Below are 17,438 nucleotides of genomic sequence, written 5' to 3'. Positions count from 1 at the left end.
GGCGACATTCAGGGGAACGGCAAAGGGAAAAGTTCTGTAAACAATGACGGCGAATATTCCCACCGCCCTCTGGCTACTCAGCTATTTTCCACCACGAATCAGCCCGCCCAAACCACGGCGTTCCATAAATGCGGCAGTTAAATGACGCACATCGGTGGTCATTTGTGCCGTCAATACACGCTCTGCCAAAGCTTCCGCTTCGGCCAGATCAACATTACGCAGCAGGTATTTAATTCGCGCTACGCTGCGTCCATTCATACTCAATTGACGATAGCCTAAACCTACTAGCAGTAAAGCGCCCATAGGATCTCCAGCCATTTCACCGCATAAACTGACCTGTAAACCGGAACCGGTCGCCTGCACCAATATTTGCCGCAGCACTTGCAGCATGGCCGGATGCAAACTGTCATACAGCGAAGCAACTCGCGTATTATTCCGATCAACAGCCAACAGATATTGGGTTAAGTCATTGGTGCCAACCGAAATAAAATCTACCCGAGATTTCAGGTACGGCAACATAAAGATCATCGCCGGTACTTCGATCATCACGCCTAAGCGCGGCTTTGGTAATTCATAACCCAGCGCTTCTTCCACTTCCCGTCCGGCTCGATCGATCAAGCGCTTCGCTTCATCCACCTCTTCCAGACTGGTGATCATTGGCAGCAAAATACCCAGATTGCCGGTACCGGCATTGGCCCTTAACATCGCCCGTACCTGAATCAGAAAGATCTCCGGCTGATCCAGCGTGATCCTTATCCCACGCCAGCCCAGACACGGATTTTCCTCGCTGATCGGCATATAAGGCAGCTGTTTGTCTGCGCCAATATCCAGCGTTCTGAGTGTGACCGGTTTTTGCGGATAAAGCTGTAACATGCCCTGATACTGCGCTACCTGCTCTTCTTCGGAAGGAAAGCCGCTCTGGAGCATAAAAGGAATTTCTGTACGATATAGCCCGACGCCATCGACGCGCCCGCCGAGCAATTGCTCATGTTCCGGACTTAAACCCGCATTGAGTAACACCTGAATACGTTCGCCACTTTTCAGCTCAGCGGGTTGCTCAACATCGTCTTCGGCCAGCTTGCTCAGCTCAATTTCTTCGTTAACCAGACGCTGGTATTCCTGCACCAGCACCGGCTCTGGATCCACCAAAATTTCGCCGCGATAGCCATCAACAATCAATAATCTCTGGCTTAATAGGGATGGCTGAATATCCGCCCCCATTACGGTCGGAATACCCATGGCGCGCACCAGAATCGCCGCGTGCGAATTTGCGGCACCATCGCGCACCACTACGCCCACCAAACGATCCTGAGGAACTTCAGCTAACAAAGTCGCTGTTAATTCATCAGCGACAAGAATAAACCGCTCAGGCCACTGGCTCGCGCCGGAGGTGCTGTCATCAAGATGGAAGAGTAAACGCTGCCCCAAAGCACGCAGATCGCCAGCTCTTTCACGCATATAAGTGTCTTGCAAGCTGGCAAACTGAGCAGCAAACTGCTCCACAACTTGCTTGACCGCCCATTCTGCAACGGAACCGGCGTCAATTTCAGCAAACAACTCCCGCTTAAGGCGAGCGTCGTTTAATAAGTGGGAGTAAAGGTCAAAAATAGCCGCACTTTCTTTCTGGGAACTAGCGGCAAAACGTTTACTGAAACGACGGAACTCGGCCGCCGCTTCTTCCAATGCCTGAGTTAAGCGTTCACGCTCACGCGCACTATCCAACGTTGAGGCTTTGTAAACCTGATCCAGTGAAGGCTGGGTAGTGTCCTGCCAACCTTCTGCAACCGCCACGCCCGGCGCGGCAGCCAGTGCCCGAATGCGAGTCTGACGATATTGACCAAAAATAGCGTTGAGCTGAGATTGAGATAGGATCGCCGCCAACTGTGTGGCCAGCGTGACCATAAATGATTCTTCGCTTTCATCGAATTGACGATGTTCACGCTGCTGCACCACTAGCACGCCGAGCAATTGCCGACGATAAATAATGGGAACACCGAGAAAAGCGCGGAAGCTATCTTCTTTTACCTGCGGGACATACTTAAAACTGGGGTGGCTTTGTGCATCAGCCAAGTTGATTGGTTCAGCCAGCCGCCCGACCAATCCCACCACGCCTTCATCAAAAGCCAGCGTAATAGTGCGACCCCGAGGCTTTTTCAAACCTCGGGTCGCCATTAGGTAATAACAACGACGGTCATTATCTGCCAGATAAATTGAGCAAACTTCCGTGTCCATCGCCAGACAGGTTTCATTGACCAACAGCTCTAACGCATCCGTCAGGCTGGCTGCCATCGCAACTTTCTCTACGACTTCTCGTAAACGCGTGAGCATGATTGGATAACTTAACCTCTTTTCCGACGATAAGCGGGTGGTGTCCGCGGCGGAGTCACCTCCTGCATAGGCATCACTGTAGCAGCAAATTCCTTCATCACGCGGCGGTAGACATCCCGTTTGAATGACACCACCTGACGAACCGGATACCAGTAGCTCACCCAGCGCCAACCATCAAATTCTGGCGTACTGCTGCGCTGCATATTGATATCGGCATCGTTACACATTAACTGCAGTAAAAACCATCTCTGCTTTTGGCCGATGCAAACCGGCTTTGTATCCCAACGCACCAAACGTTTCGGTAATTTATAACGCAGCCAGTTACGGGTTGAAGCCAGTATTCGGACGTCCTTTTTATTCAGTCCGACTTCTTCAAACAGTTCGCGGTACATCGCCTGTTCCGGCGTTTCGCCAGGGTTGATTCCTCCTTGAGGAAACTGCCAAGAGTGCTGACCGTAACGTCTGGCCCACAACACCTGTCCCTGCCTATTACAAATTACAATACCCACGTTCGGGCGGTAGCCATCATCATCGATCACCGGACTACCTCGATAAGCTTAATACTCAAAGATGCTCTGATTGTTTCACACTACCAACAGGCGGTAAACCACTGCTTATCAGTGATTGAAACACCATGACCTTGGGATAACTCACAGATATTGGCAAAGTTATAAACACCCTCGGTCAGGCTCGGCCAATTTTATTCACTTTTTCTGTGGATATATGTGTGCAGAACTCAGGGGTAAGACGGGTACAACTCATTTTAAGTAAATTATAGATGAATAACCAAAAACAAATTAATTCATATTTTTCATTAAATTAAGTTATACACAGGGTGTAAGTAAAGTGCAAAAATGTGATCTATGTCCGTTTAAGATCCTTGGCTGATTAAAGATCCACCAATGCGGTTTTTATCCACAGATAATGCGGCTAAGTTACACAAAAAATGGCTAAACTCGCAAAAAAGCCCTGCGTCAAGGCTGTAAATTGAACCAGTATTCGTGTTTCAACTAGGTTATCCCACAAATCTGTGGATAAATAGGTGTAAGATCCTGTTCATTGTTGCTGGTAGCTAGTGTACAAATCGATGAAAATAAAATCACAGCCCAGTTTAAGTGCTAAAAAACCACTGTTAAATCATGCTATTATTAATTTTCATTCACAGCGATAATTAAAGTTTGCTGCGGTGAATAAAAGCAGTACATTTTTTAATCCATTCTGATGGGTTTTTTCACTATGTCGGTTTATTCACATCCCCCAGCACCACCGGTAGACGAACAACAGCTTGTGGAGCGCGCTCAGGCGCTGGCAGGCTTCACGCTAGGAGAACTTGCCGCCCGCGCTGACAGGCCTATTCCTGCGAATCTAAAGCGTGATAAGGGGTGGATTGGTATGCTATTGGAGTTTTATTTAGGCGCCAGCGCTGGCAGTAAGCCCGAACAGGATTTTGCAAACATTGGCATTGAGCTAAAAACAATCCCAATCAGTGCACAAGGTAAACCGTTAGAAACGACATTTGTATGCGTCGCGCCCTTAACCGGAAATAGCGGCGTAACCTGGGAAAGTAGCCATGTTCGCCATAAACTGGCGCGGGTTTTATGGATTCCGGTTGAAGGTGAACGACAAATTCCACTCGCCGAACGTCGCATCGGTGCGCCATTGTTGTGGAGTCCAAACGCAGAAGAAGAAGAACTGCTGCGCCGCGATTGGGAAGAATTAATGGATCTGATTGTGTTAGGTAAGGTGGAAAGCATCACTGCCCGCCACGGTGAAGTATTGCAATTGCGTCCCAAAGCGGCGAATAGCCGAGCCTTAACCGAAGCTGTCGGCGAAAAAGGCCAGCCAATTCTGACGTTGCCGCGCGGGTTCTACCTAAAGAAAACCTTCACTGCGCCCTTGCTAGCTCGGCATTTCCTGCTTTAAAGATTGTTCTGAGCCATCCTGAGGTTATGATCCGTTAATAACAGCGTATAATTACATTCTTGTATTTTTTAAGGTGTGTAAGCGCAATGTTTGAATGGATTGCTGATCCAAATGCCTGGCTGGCACTGGGCACGTTGACGATTCTGGAAATTGTTCTGGGTATCGACAATATTATTTTCCTTTCTCTGGTCGTAGCAAAATTACCTAAAGCTCAGCAAAACAAAGCTCGTCGCATTGGACTGGCTGGTGCCATGTTAATGCGTTTGGCATTACTGGCCTCTATCGCCTGGGTTATTCGCCTGACTAATCCATTATTTACGTTGATGGATCATGGGGTTTCCGCACGGGATTTGATTTTGTTACTCGGTGGACTCTTCCTGATTTGGAAAGCCAGCAAAGAAATCCACGAAACCGTAGAAGGCAGCGATAACGATCATCAAAGCAATGTCAGCACATTCTTTGGTGCCATCGTACAAATCATGCTGTTAGATATTATCTTCAGTCTGGATTCTGTTATTACTGCGGTAGGACTTTCCGATCATCTCTTTATTATGATGGCAGCGGTGGTTATTTCCGTGGGTGTGATGATGTTTGCCGCCAGACCTATTGGTGAATTTGTTAACCGTCATCCTTCCGTCAAAATGCTGGCACTGGCATTCCTGATTTTAGTGGGCTTCACCTTGATGCTGGAAAGCGTTCAAATCCACGTTCCGAAAGGCTACATTTACTTCGCCATGTTCTTCTCTATGGGCGTTGAAACGCTGAACCTGCTGCGTGGCAAAAAGAATAAAATCAATCATATTTAAACCTAATTTCTGCGGGTGCGACCTTATGCACCCGCGTCACTCTTTTTTACTCACATTCATCTCATGCCCTTCCCCCATATCTACGGCTTCGATATAGTCGGATAAGGCCGTTTTATTTTCGCCTGATAATTTCGGACATTAAGGAAGGTCGGCAATGCAATATCACCGTATCCCCCACAGTTCTTTAGAAGTGAGCCTGCTGGGTCTGGGCACCATGACCTTTGGTGAGCAAAACAGCGAAGCCGATGCCCATGCTCAACTGGATTACGCCATCTCTGCAGGTGTTAACCTGATCGATACCGCCGAGATGTACCCAGTACCGCCAAAACCTGAAACTCAGGGACTGACTGAGCAATATATAGGTAGCTGGCTTAAAGCCCGCGGTTGTCGCGAAAAAGTGATCCTAGCAAGCAAGATTTCTGGCCCGTCACGCGGAAACGATCAACCCATTCGCCCTGCGATGGCATTGGATCGCAAAAATATCCGCATTGCGCTGGATGCCAGCCTTAAACGCCTCAATACCGATTATCTCGATCTCTATCAATTACATTGGCCACAGCGGGAAACCAACTGCTTTGGCAAACTGAATTACCGCTACGCGCAGGAAACCGCCACGGTCACACTGCTGGAAACGCTAGAGGCGCTAGCAGAACAGGTACGCGCAGGTAAAATCCGCTATATCGGCGTGTCTAATGAAACCCCTTGGGGTGTGATGCGCTATCTGCAATTAGCAGAAAAGCACGACCTGCCGCGAATCGTTTCTATCCAAAATCCTTACAGTTTGTTAAATCGCAGCTTTGAGGTAGGTCTGGCCGAAATCAGTCAGCACGAAGGTGTGGAGTTGCTGGCTTACTCCAGCCTAGCATTCGGCACGCTTAGCGGTAAGTATCTGAACGGTGCCAAACCACCTCAGGCACGTAATACGCTATTTAGCCGCTTTACTCGCTACTCTTCGCCGCAGGCACAGTTAGCCATAGCCGAATACGTGGCGCTGGCTAAAAAACACGGACTGGACCCGGCTCAAATGGCGTTGGCTTTCGTTCGTCAACAACCGTTTGTCGCCAGCACGTTGTTGGGTGCAACCACGTTGCCACAATTGAAAAGCAATCTGGATAGCTTGGATCTGATGCTGGATGAAGAAGTTTTGCAAGGTCTGGAGGAAATTCACACTCGCTATACTTTCCCCGCACCTTAATTTGAGTAATTGGTCGCTAAATGCAAAAAGGCCGTCACATTGGACGGCCTTTTCTATATAAAATTATATCATTATATCAACGTCGTTTCTGCCGCCACTGCCATACCCACAGTGATGCTATAGCCAACGCGAAGATGACACCGAACCCAATGCCTACGGCCACCACCTGTGCGCCCAGTTTGATGACCAGCGAATACAGCGCCAGCATTAATAGCATCGCAGTATTTTCACCTAAATTCTGCACCGCAATAGCATTGCCCGCGCCCACGCTATGTTTTCCACGTTCTTGCAGCAACGCATTAAGAGGCACCACAAAGAAGCCGCCGAGAATCCCGATCGTCACCAGTAATAAATAAGCCATCGGCATACTCTGTTGCAAAGAGAATGCCGCTACCGCAACGCCGATCAAAACCCCGGCAGGCATACAGCGCCTGATCGTTTTCAGTGTAACAAAACGCGCTGCCACCGCTGCACCGATCACAATCCCCACCGCTACCGTTGCGTTAAGGATCGTCGGCGTCGCGTTATCAATAATTCCCAATGCCACCGGCACCCAAAGTACCAGTAGAAAGCGCAAAGTGACTCCCGCGCCCCAAAAAAGGCTGGTTCCGACCAGCGAGAAGCGCGTTTCCCCATCTCGCCACAGCGTTTTACAAGCAGAAAAAAAGCGACGACTCATCATTGTCGGACGCCAGGATTGTCCACTACGAGCGGCGGAAAGACGAGGAATAAACAGGTTAGCGACCACCGCAGCGGCGTAAACCAGCGCACACACGCCTAAAGCGATACTCAGATTCCAGTCCGCTAACATTCCTCCAGCCACCGAGCCAATCAAAATTGCGGCAATGGTTGAAGCCTCCATTAAACCGTTAGCTTTCACCAATTGATCGCCGGAAGTAATTTCTCCTAAGATACCGTATTTAGCCGGTGAATAAGCTGCCGCACCAATCCCAACTAGGCTATAACCAAAGAACGGATTCAAACCCAAACAGATGGCTAACGCCCCCGCTAACTTCAGACCATTAGCGGTCATCATGACTCGCCCTTTGGCAAAACTATCGGCGAACTGACCAACAAAGGGCGCCAAAATGATATAAGTTGCGACAAATGCCATTTGTAAAATCGGCTGACTCCAATCGGGATAAAGCTGCTGCTTAATCACTGCCAACGTAACGAATAACAGCGCGTTATCACCAAAGGCCGAAAAAAACTGCGCAGCCAAAACAGCCATCATTCCGCGAGATAATAATGGCTTATCGCCTGTTGCCACGCGCTGGGTCATGCTTCCATCTCCGGGTGCTCCGCCATTTTAGCTAGAGTGACAAAATCGGGTTTACCGCTGCCAAGTAACGGCAAAACTTTCAACGGACGAATATCTCGCGGAACAGCTAACTCCGGAACGCCACTTTCCCGCGCAGCGGCGGATAAACGTTCACGAGTCATGTTGCTGTCCGTTGTGAACAACACCAATGCCTCGCCTTTCCCACTATCGGATTTTGCCGCCGCCGCGTGTTGATAATCAGGAGAAACCCGCAGTGCCAGCTGTTCAACGCTTTCCAGAGAAACCATCTCGCCTGCGAGCTTAGCGAAACGTTTCATTCGACCGCGAATAGTGCAAAAACCTTTTTCATCTATTGAGACGATATCACCTGTGTCATACCAACCCTTCTGTCGCTCACCATCAGCATTTTCCGCTACCGGTGGCTCCAGCACATCAGGTCTTTCAACGCGCAGATAACCTTTCATGATATTTGGTCCGCGCAATTGCAAGCGACCACCCTGTTCAATTCCAGGAACTTTGATCAATCGCGCTTCCATCGTCGGCAGAATTCGCCCAACCGTGCCGACTCTAGCCGCCATCGGCACATTTATCGCCACCACCGGCGCGCATTCCGTTACGCCGTAGCCTTCAAGGATGCGAATGCCGAATTTATCCTGCCAAATTTGTTTGGTTCCTTCCGCCAATTTCTCTGCGCCAGCAACCACATAGCGCAAGCGGGCAAAATCATAAGGATGAGCAAAACGAGCGTAATTACCAAGAAAAGTCGAAGTACCAAACAACACGGTACAGTTTCGATCATAGACCAGTTCTGGCACGACTCGATAATGCAGCGGGCTAGGATAGAGAAATACCCGACTACCGGTCATTAATGGCGCGAATAATCCAACCGTTAGGCCAAAAGCGTGGAACAACGGCAATGACGACATAAAGCGATCTTGAGGCGTAAAATCGGCAATAGTGCGAATTTGCTCGACGTTGGCAAGTAAACTTCCGTGAGAATGCACGACACCTTTGGGATGGCCTTCCGAACCTGAAGTAAACAGAATCAGCGCTGCATCTTCCGCTTTCTGAGCCACCATAGCGCGACGTGGGAAAAAGAGATGGAACAGAATCCAGAGTTTATCCGTAAGACTAACCGTATCCTTTAAATCCTCCAGATAGACCCAATTGGCCTCTTCCACCTGTTCAGGTAAATGAGTTAATTTCCCTTTTTCAAGGAACTGCCGTGACGTCACAATGGTTTTCAGGCTGGCCGCAGTCATGGCACTTTTCAGCCCTTTTGCACCAGAGGTGTAATTAAGTAACGCCGGAATACGTCTACTGAGTGAAGCACCGAAGATAGCCGCTGCGGTAATAGTTGCGTTAGGTAAAAGCATACCGACTCGCTCACCCGATTCGGTAAAACGTTGTAATATCCGGCTAACTCCCAAGGATTTCTTTAATAACGTCTGATAACTATCTTCTTTAAAAGCGATATCTTCGATACAGGGCTTATGGCGACCATAACGATCTCTGGCGGACAGCAAAGCTTCGAACAGCGTTTCCCGTGGGACTATAGCCATGCGTGCCGCCATCATAATCTCATGAAGTTTTTCTCCTGCCAGAATTCGGCGCTCTTTGGCCCTAGGTGCCTCAGGCATCGCTAATTGGGTTACAGGCAGGACGTAAATACTGATTTTGGGGAACCATTGAAGCTTAAATATCCCCCCCAGGCGGCCAAAGTGACTCAACTCTGGCCCCTCTAAACGCACGGGAATCACTGTCGCACCTGATTTAGCCGCAATAAATGCCGCACCATCATAGATTTTCATCAATGATCCGGTCACGGTAATCCGGCCTTCAGGGAAAATGACGACGGGTTTTCCCTGTTCAACCATTCTTACCAACTGTTTGATCGCCATAGGCTTTGTTGGATCTAACGGCACGAAATCTACGTAAGACTTTAGCCACCGCATATACCAACTTTCCGTCACGCTGGAATACACGGCAAACACAGGTTTTATAGGTAAGAACAGCGCCAATAATATTCCATCGAGAAATGAAACATGATTAGGAGTAATCAGAATTTTTTGATGGGAGAACTGGTCGCCGATACCTTCAATGGTGACGCGAAACAGTCGACGAAAAAGGGCACGCAGTAAGCGGAGAATCATATCCATTTCTCTATCAGTCGATGAGTCAGATAAATGCAGGATACTATAATCACAGCATTTATTCCGCTAACCGGCACAAGAGAATCTGCATGGAATAAAGAATAAAAAAAACCTACGCATCTACGTAGGTCGGTGTAAATAAAAAACTGGCTCTAACACACAGCGTATGTTGATTACTCACCAATTAATACCTCTGGGATATCAACTGTACCGACTTAAACCAAAGCTCAGCCAGCAAATAATCGCAATATTTACGCGCAAAGTGTAACCAGCAATGAACTTTGTCAGGAACAAGATATATGCTGTTAATTCATGTAACTACGGCCATATTTTAAGGCTTCCGTTACCGGCCTCTCATCGACCGCCCTGCCAACTCTACGTTATTGTAACGCTCGAACCTCGACCAGACAGCTCATTGCATTTGGGCCCTGCGTCAGTGGTGACGTCCCTATATCCAAAGTTAATACATTCGGGTTTCCAGACTGTTCTATCTGATGCCGCTGTTGGCCAAAACCGGGATCAAACCAAGCTCCGGTCGCCATCAAAACGACGCCTCTCGTCACACCGTCCGTTAAGCTCACACCGGCCAGACAACTACCGCGAACGTTGCTAACCAGCACTTCCATACCTTCAGTAATAGTGCGAGTAGCGGCATCATCTGGATGCATATACAAGGTTTCGTGTCCGGCAGTTTTGTTTGATTGCGCCAGCGGCGCGGGATCAAGCTGGCTATGTAACCGATCCGCCGGCTGGATTGAGATCAAATGCAATGGCCATTTTTCAGCATCGACACTGCCCAACCACTCTACCGGAGGCTTCCATTCAGCGTGAGGAGCAAAATCTTCATATTGATAGCCCGCGATTTTCTCACTGAACAATTCGATTTTACCGCTAGGTGTTTGTAACGGATACGCCTGAGGATTCGAATGGAACTCCTCAAAGAAAACAAACTCTTTCTGCGGGGCAGGCAAGCCAACATAGCCCTGCCGCCAGAAATCTTCAAAGTCCGGCCACTCCACGCCTTCGGCACGCTGCGCTACACCGCACTGTTGATAGATATGTTCGATCCACGCGATTTCGTCTCGATTCTCGGTGAAAGTCTCCCGATAACCTAAACGTTCGGCTAAATCAGCAAAAACATCAAAATCGTTTCGCGCCAGATGCTGCGGAGCTATCGCCTGATGCATGGCTAAAACATAACGATCGCGCGAGGAACCACCAATATCATTGCGTTCCAGAGAACTGGTAATGGGTAGCACGATATCCGCCATTTTAGCCGCTGGCGTCCACCAAATATCCTGCACAATAACGGTATCTGGCTTTTGCCACCCCTCCACTAGCCGATTCAGTTGCTGATGATGATGAAAGGGGTTTCCTCCCGCCCAATGCACTAAGTGTATCTCGGGGTAGGTATGGGTTTCCCCTTGAAATGAGTAACTCTGCCCCGGCTGAAGCAACATATCGCAAATTCTGGCTACCGGGATTGCCAGCCCGGATGGATTTTTACCTACCGACATAGTCGGTGCCGGCGTATCTATGCGCGGGTTCCCAACGCCGTTCATTGAGCCGTGCCCAAAAGAAAATCCGCCGCCGGGTAAGCCGATTTGCCCCAACATCGCCGATAGCGCAATCATCATCCAGTAAGGTTGTTCACCTCGATGAGCGCGCTGGATGGAATAGGAACAAGTGATAAAACTACGTACACCAATCAATTGCAGTGCAAGTTTGACAATACGATCGGCTGGAATACCGGTAATCAGGCTGGCCCACTCCGGAGTTTTGGCTACACCGTCATGAGTGCCGCGAATATACTCCGCCAACTGTGGGTAGCCAACGCAGTGACTATGAAGGAAAGCCTCGTCTTCTGCACCACGCCGTTGAATTTCATAGGCCAGTGCCAGCATCAGTGCGACATCCGTATTCGGGCGAATGGGTATCCATTCCGCATTTACAAATTCCGGGCAATCATCACGCATAGGGCTGATATTCACGACTGGAATGCCTTTTTTTACCAGTTTTTCCAGCCAAGGTTTGAGAGAGTGCTCCGCAGCGCCTCCGGATGATACCTGCGCATTTTTTAACGCTAAACCGCCAAAAGCGATAAAAATCTCACAGTGTTCCACCACGCTTGGCCAAGAAGTCACTCGTCCAGTCAGTGGGCTAAACGTTCCAATGACGTAGGGCAGGAAAAACTGAGCCGCCCCCCAACTGTAATTGCCCATTTGGTCAACTCCGCCACCGCCGCTAAAGTAAAAACGCCGAACTAGCGAACGGGCGTGGTGCAGTCGCCCTGCTGAAGACCAGCCATAAGAGCCGGTAAACAAGCCAGACGGGCCATATTGCTCTCTGACTCGGCGGTTTTCTTCCGCAACCAGATCCAGCGCCTCATCCCAATCTACCTCAACGAAATCTTCCCGCCCGCGTAAGGTGCGATCGCTTCCCTCTCTTTTCTGCAACCATGAACGGCGTACCGCCGGTTTTCGGATGCGTTTATCAGAATAAACCATAGGTACGATAGAGCTTAATAGCGGCGAAGGATCGGGATCTTCTGCAAAAGGTTCACAACGAATGAGTTTTCCGTCTTCAACCACAGCGGTATAAGCGCCCCAATGAGCAAGCTGTGGGTAACGAGTAATGGTCATGGCGCTCTCATATTAATCAATAAAATAGATAAAACTGCAGATAAAAATACCTTCGCCAGCTAGCTAGCTAGCTAGCTAGTTCAACGAACTAATTAAGCTAAACAAGTTCTATTTTGACTAACCTTTCGGCATTCAACCTTAAGTCGCAATAGAAAATGCTCTCTTTTCTGTTTTATTTGGTTTTATCTGGTCAAGTTGCGATCACTCCCCCTTGCGAGAAGCATTTTTTTCCGCAAAACTGAAGGATGTAAGCGATTACCCTAAAAGTTTATGGAAAAGAAATGGCCACTATTAAGGATGTTGCCAAACTGGCAGGCGTGTCTGTTGCTACAGTTTCACGCGTAATCAACCAATCTCCCAAAGCCAGTGAAAATTCCCGCGCGGCAGTTTTAAGCGCAATGGAACAGCTACAGTATCACCCCAATGCCAATGCCAGAGCTCTGGCACAACAGTCAACAGAAACCGTTGGCCTCATCGTTTCCGATGTTTCAGACCCCTTTTTTGGCGCAATGGTCAAGGCCGTTGAGCAAGTTGCCTATGCCACAGGGAATTTTCTGCTCATTGGTAACGGTTACCATAATGCCGATAAAGAGCGGCAAGCCATTGAACAGTTGATTCGCCATCGCTGTGCCGCATTAGTCGTACATGCGAAAAAACTGCCCGATGAAGAGCTTGTTTCATTGATGAAACAAATTCCAGGAATGGTTTTAATCAATCGGACACTAGCAGGCTATGAAACACGTTGTGTCGCTCTTGACGATCGTTATGGTGCCTGGCTGGCAACCCGTCATCTTATTCAGCAAGGTCATAAACGCATTGGCATTATCTGTTCAAATCATCAAATTTCAGACGCTATTGAACGTCTTCAAGGCTATCTGGATGCGCTAAACGAGCATGATATTCCCGTAGATGAAAAACTGATCGCTTATGGCACACCAGATGAACTGGGCGGCGAGCAGGCAATGACTGAGTTATTAGGTCGCGGCAAGCAAATCACTGCCATTACCTGCTACAACGATTCAATGGCCGCGGGTGCTTTATCAGTACTTAGCGATAACAGCATTGATGTACCACAGGAAATCTCTCTTATTGGTTTTGATGATGTACTAATTTCTCGTTATTTACGCCCTCGCCTTACCACTGTTCGCTACCCGGTAGTTGCGATGGCAACGCAAGCTGCGGAGCTGGCTTTGGCTCTGGCTAACCAGACCCCACTCCCTGAAATCACCAATATGTTCAGCCCAACGCTGGTTCGTCGGCACTCGGTGACCAATCCGCCAAATCGTGCAGAACATACCGAGTAACCTGCACTTATCCCTATTATGTTAAACTGCGCGCCCCGGATATCAGACTGGCTAAGAGGTTATTGCTTAATGATTACTATGCTAGATGTCTCTATACGTGCTGGCGTTTCAAAAGCGACGGTTTCTCGCGTATTAAACGGCACAGGGCAAGTGAAAGAAAGCACCCGGGCTGCAGTTTTCAAGGCAATGGACGAACTTGGCTATCGTCCTAACTTTTTAGCCCAATCTTTAGCGAATAAAAGCTCAAACAGCATTGGTCTGGTAGTTTCCAATTTTAACGGCCCTTACTTTGGTCGCCTGCTACATCAAGCAGCCACGCTTACTGAAGCCAGCGGTAAACACCTGATCGTCACTGATGGCCACGATACACCAGAAGGAGAACGACAAGCCGTCCGGCTACTGGCAGACAGACGCTGTGACGCCATCATTCTCTATACGCGCTTTATGGCTGAGGCTGACCTGATGGCATTACTTACCAGCCTACCCACTCCGCTCATGGTGGTTAATCGCGACTTACCTCAAGCTCGTGAGAGGTGCGTATTCTTTGAGCAGCAACAGGCCGCGTTTAAAGCCGTTAGCTATCTGATCCAGCAGGGGCATAGAGATATCGCCTGTATCACTGGCCCTATTAATACGCCGACTGCGCTATCCCGTCTGGCTGGCTATCGCCAGGCGCTGACCGTTCATGATATTCCTTGTAATGATTCGCTGGTTGTTCAGGGCGACAGCAGCGTGGCCAGCGGCTATTCCGCCTGTAATGAATTACTGCATCACCATCGGCATTTCACAGCTCTTTTTGCTAGCAATGACGATATGGCAATAGGTGCTATGAAAGCGTTCAATCAAGCTGGAAAGAAAATGCCCCAGGATGTCTCGCTATTCGGTTTTGACGATGAACCCAGCGCTGCCTATCTGCAGCCGGCGCTGTCCACCGTATACCTGCCTATTGACGCGATGATAGAGGCTGCAATAACTCAAGCTTTAAAATTAATCGATGGCAAAAGTGTTAATCCGTTATCACCGTTCATCGGCGAGTTAAAAATTCGCGAATCGGTCTCTCACGGTCCCTGTAAACCCTAAATTACTGTTAGACAAAACCGCTCGCCATACCTCATTCGTCAAGATGCGAGGCGTTTCGCATTCTTTATCCTGAAATTTCCATTGGGATAAAAAATGCTTCATTCTGCTTTAAAACTTGGCAAACCTCATATTTCACAGGAAGAAAATGGAGGTATTAATGTTTAAAATCATTAGATTGAGAAATACAAAGCGGCTAACTCAAATTCGTGACGGGGAATACCTGAGTAATTTAAGGCTCTATCATCAACAGCGCGGGTATTCAAAAATATCGGGGCAGAGTCATTCAGGTAAAGGGATTTGGGGCTTGCACCCCAAGGCTCAGACCGCCAACGGCAGCCTAAGCATCAGCCTTAATCAATCTCTAAAGCATTTCCAAGGCAACCAGCTCTTCGATAGTTTGGCGGCGGCGAATCAATCTCGGCTTCCCATTTTCAAACAAAACTTCTGGCAGCAGTGGGCGACTGTTGTAATTGGAAGACATCGACGCACCATATGCCCCGGTATCATGGAACACCAAATAATCACCTATTACAGCCCGAGCCAAAGCTCTGGTTTCCAGCCCACCACCAGCTTGCTGGGTAAATACGTCTCCAGACTCACACAATGGTCCGGCAATCACCGAATCAATCAAAGGCTCATGGGAAATATCCCTGCCATCGGCAGGTAATAACGAAATATGGTGAAAGCTACCATACATTGCTGGTCGCATCAGATCGTTAAACCCAGCATCGACTAACACATAATGACGGCTACCCATATTTTTTACTGCCCTAACTTGTGCAACCAGTACGCCTGATTCAGCAACAAGAAAACGGCCAGGCTCAATCTCAAGGCTAATTGGGTGGCCTAAATGTTCAGCAATTTGCTGTCTGGCTTTATTCCATAAGCCGTAATAATGTTCGGTATCGATAATATCCTCCCCATACTGATAGGGAATGGATAAACCCCCGCCGGCAGATATCGCGCTGATATCCTGATCCAATTCGATGACCTGGCGCACCATAGCATCACAGACTTGTTCCAAATGTTGATAATCAACACCAGAACCAATATGCATATGGATACCTACCAGTTTTAACGAGTATTTTTGGATTTCTGCTATCGCCGCAGACAGATCTTGATGCCAGATACCGTGTTTGCTGTTCTCTCCACCGGTATTAGTTTTCTGGCTGTGCCCGTGGCCAAAACCGGGATTTACCCTTAACCATACGGGATGCCCCGGTGCATGCTCACCAAGCTGAGTTAGCATATCAATTGATCCAGCGTTAACCGGTATATCTAACTCGGCAACACGCAGTAACGTCGCCTGATCCAATAAATCAGCGGTAAATACGATCTCTGCAGGTTCTTGGCCTGGCTGAAAACCGGCTAACAAAGCTCGCTCAATTTCCCCTAATGAAACGGAGTCGACCTTAACCCCCTGCTCACGCATTAAACGTAGAATATGAATATTCGAACATGCTTTCTGCGCAAAGCGTATCACGTCAAAATTACGCAACTGATTGATACGTTCTGCAATAATATTTCCGTCATAAGCCCAAACCGGGCATCCGAAGCGCGTGGGCAATGCCAGCAAGTTTTCAGCATTCAAGGCGGAGGAAGTATCAGTCAGAGAGCGCGGCATAGGATTTCCTTATGGGTAAATCTATTCTGATTAATTTAATTGCTAACTCATTATCAGTCATTCAATTTGGTATTAAAAATATCTATTTACGCATAGTCTATTCATTTATGATATAGCTTGAATGCCTTGAAACAGCTCAAATCGCTGGTGCACAGGAGCGAATAATGTCCGCTATTCCATTACGACAAATAGAAATTTTTCATGGTGTTATGACAACAGGCAATTTGACTGAGGCCGCAGCGCTCTTGCAAACCTCACAGCCAACGGTAAGCCGTGAACTGGCTCGCTTTGAAAAATTAATTCAACTTAAGCTTTTTGATCGTGTACGTGGTCGACTCTACCCGACCGCGCAAGGATTAAGACTCTTCGAAGAGGTACAGCGCTCTTATTACGGGTTAGACCGTATTGTGCAGGCCGCAGACAGTATTCGCCAGTTCCAACAGGCACAACTCTCGATTGCCTGTTTACCCGTTTTTTCACAATCACTACTGCCGGCAGTGTGTAAGCCTTTTATCGATCGCTACCCGGAAGTGAGCTTGAATGTGATACCGCAGGAATCGCCGTTATTGGAAGAATGGTTATCGGCTCAACATCATGATTTGGGTCTAACCGAAAATACGCAAACGCCTGCGGGTACCCAACGATATACATTGATGACACTCAACGAGGTTTGCGTTTTGCCCGCGAACCATCCATTGCAAAACAAAAAGGTGTTAACACCGCAGGATTTCAACGGTGAGAATTTTATCAGCCTGTCGGTAACCGATAGCTACCGACAACTGCTGGATAATCTGTTTAATGAAGAAGGTATTAGTCGCCGTTTAGTGATGGAAACCCACAGCGCAGCATCAGTCTGTTCAATGGTACGAGAAGGCATCGGCGTATCTATAGTCAATCCGCTTACCGCACTCGATTATGCGGCAAACCATCATGGGCGAGGCGTTTGCGTGCGCCCCTTTAGCGTCGAGGTTCCTTTTACAGTTAGTCTAGTTCGGCCATTGCACCGCCCCTCTTCCGAATTAGTCGACACTTTTATTGCTCATCTAAAACAGCAGATAACACACGTTCAAACACGTCTGGCTAACGTCATTACCCGCTAAC

The 17,438-nt window shown here is 48.4% G+C and carries 12 protein-coding genes; 6 read left to right on the top strand and 6 right to left on the bottom strand.

All coding sequences use genetic code 11. The features are described from left to right. Window positions 1–81: 81 nt before the first annotated feature. Window positions 82–2,328, bottom strand: coding sequence for a phosphoenolpyruvate--protein phosphotransferase (gene ptsP / locus AD970_RS13200; RefSeq protein WP_049599836.1), 2,247 nt, complete (start codon window positions 2,326–2,328; stop codon window positions 82–84). 11 nt (window positions 2,329–2,339) lie between these two features. Further along, window positions 2,340–2,867, bottom strand: coding sequence for an RNA pyrophosphohydrolase (gene rppH / locus AD970_RS13195; RefSeq protein WP_049599834.1), 528 nt, complete (start codon window positions 2,865–2,867; stop codon window positions 2,340–2,342). A gap of 697 nt (window positions 2,868–3,564) precedes the next feature. On the opposite strand from rppH, the gene mutH reads away from it, so the two are divergent. From mutH to AD970_RS13180, 3 genes are all read left to right on the top strand, one after another. Beyond that, window positions 3,565–4,251, top strand: coding sequence for a DNA mismatch repair endonuclease MutH (gene mutH / locus AD970_RS13190; RefSeq protein WP_049599831.1), 687 nt, complete (start codon window positions 3,565–3,567; stop codon window positions 4,249–4,251). Between the two features lie 86 nt (window positions 4,252–4,337). Then, window positions 4,338–5,057 carry a TerC family protein gene (locus AD970_RS13185; protein ID WP_049599828.1) on the top strand — a complete coding sequence of 240 codons (720 nt, stop codon included), beginning with the start codon at window positions 4,338–4,340 and terminating at the stop codon, window positions 5,055–5,057. Between the two features lie 154 nt (window positions 5,058–5,211). Then, complete coding sequence (locus tag AD970_RS13180; protein WP_049599826.1) at window positions 5,212–6,252, top strand: NADP(H)-dependent aldo-keto reductase; 1,041 nt, start codon at window positions 5,212–5,214, stop codon at window positions 6,250–6,252. A gap of 76 nt (window positions 6,253–6,328) precedes the next feature. Here AD970_RS13180 and lplT read toward each other — a convergent pair whose 3' ends face one another. The 3 genes from lplT to AD970_RS13165 form a co-directional block, all read right to left on the bottom strand. Next, window positions 6,329–7,534, bottom strand: coding sequence for a lysophospholipid transporter LplT (gene lplT, locus AD970_RS13175; protein ID WP_049599824.1), 1,206 nt, complete (start codon window positions 7,532–7,534; stop codon window positions 6,329–6,331). After that, window positions 7,531–9,687: a bifunctional acyl-ACP--phospholipid O-acyltransferase/long-chain-fatty-acid--ACP ligase gene (gene aas / locus AD970_RS13170; RefSeq protein WP_049600008.1), complete on the bottom strand. Its 2,157-nt coding sequence runs from the start codon at window positions 9,685–9,687 to the stop codon at window positions 7,531–7,533. Before aas ends, lplT begins: the two co-directional genes overlap by 4 nt. 380 nt (window positions 9,688–10,067) lie before the next feature. After that, complete coding sequence (locus AD970_RS13165; protein WP_049599821.1) at window positions 10,068–12,329, bottom strand: molybdopterin guanine dinucleotide-containing S/N-oxide reductase; 2,262 nt, start codon at window positions 12,327–12,329, stop codon at window positions 10,068–10,070. 281 nt (window positions 12,330–12,610) lie between these two features. On the opposite strand from AD970_RS13165, the gene galR reads away from it, so the two are divergent. Both galR and AD970_RS13155 read left to right on the top strand, forming a co-directional pair. Further along, on the top strand, window positions 12,611–13,633 hold the full coding sequence (gene galR / locus AD970_RS13160) for an HTH-type transcriptional regulator GalR (RefSeq protein WP_049599817.1): 1,023 nt from the start codon (window positions 12,611–12,613) through the stop codon (window positions 13,631–13,633). Window positions 13,634–13,702: 69 nt separating this feature from the next. Then, entirely contained in the window at window positions 13,703–14,713 is a 1,011-nt protein-coding gene (locus AD970_RS13155) for a LacI family DNA-binding transcriptional regulator (protein WP_049599815.1), read from the top strand. Window positions 14,714–15,074: 361 nt separating this feature from the next. On the opposite strand, the gene lysA is transcribed toward AD970_RS13155, so the two are convergent. Continuing rightward, window positions 15,075–16,337 carry a diaminopimelate decarboxylase gene (gene lysA, locus AD970_RS13150; RefSeq protein ID WP_049599813.1) on the bottom strand — a complete coding sequence of 421 codons (1,263 nt, stop codon included), beginning with the start codon at window positions 16,335–16,337 and terminating at the stop codon, window positions 15,075–15,077. A 164-nt stretch (window positions 16,338–16,501) separates the two neighbouring features. Here lysA and AD970_RS13145 point away from each other — a divergent pair, with 164 nt between their 5' ends. Beyond that, window positions 16,502–17,437 carry a LysR family transcriptional regulator gene (locus tag AD970_RS13145; RefSeq protein ID WP_049599810.1) on the top strand — a complete coding sequence of 312 codons (936 nt, stop codon included), beginning with the start codon at window positions 16,502–16,504 and terminating at the stop codon, window positions 17,435–17,437. Window position 17,438 lies beyond the last annotated feature (1 nt).

The organism is Yersinia nurmii (assembly GCF_001112925.1).
GTDB classification, from domain to species: Bacteria; Pseudomonadota; Gammaproteobacteria; order Enterobacterales; family Enterobacteriaceae; genus Yersinia; species Yersinia nurmii.
Note: the sequence above shows the minus strand (reverse complement) of the source record. Positions and strands in the feature narration are given on the sequence as shown.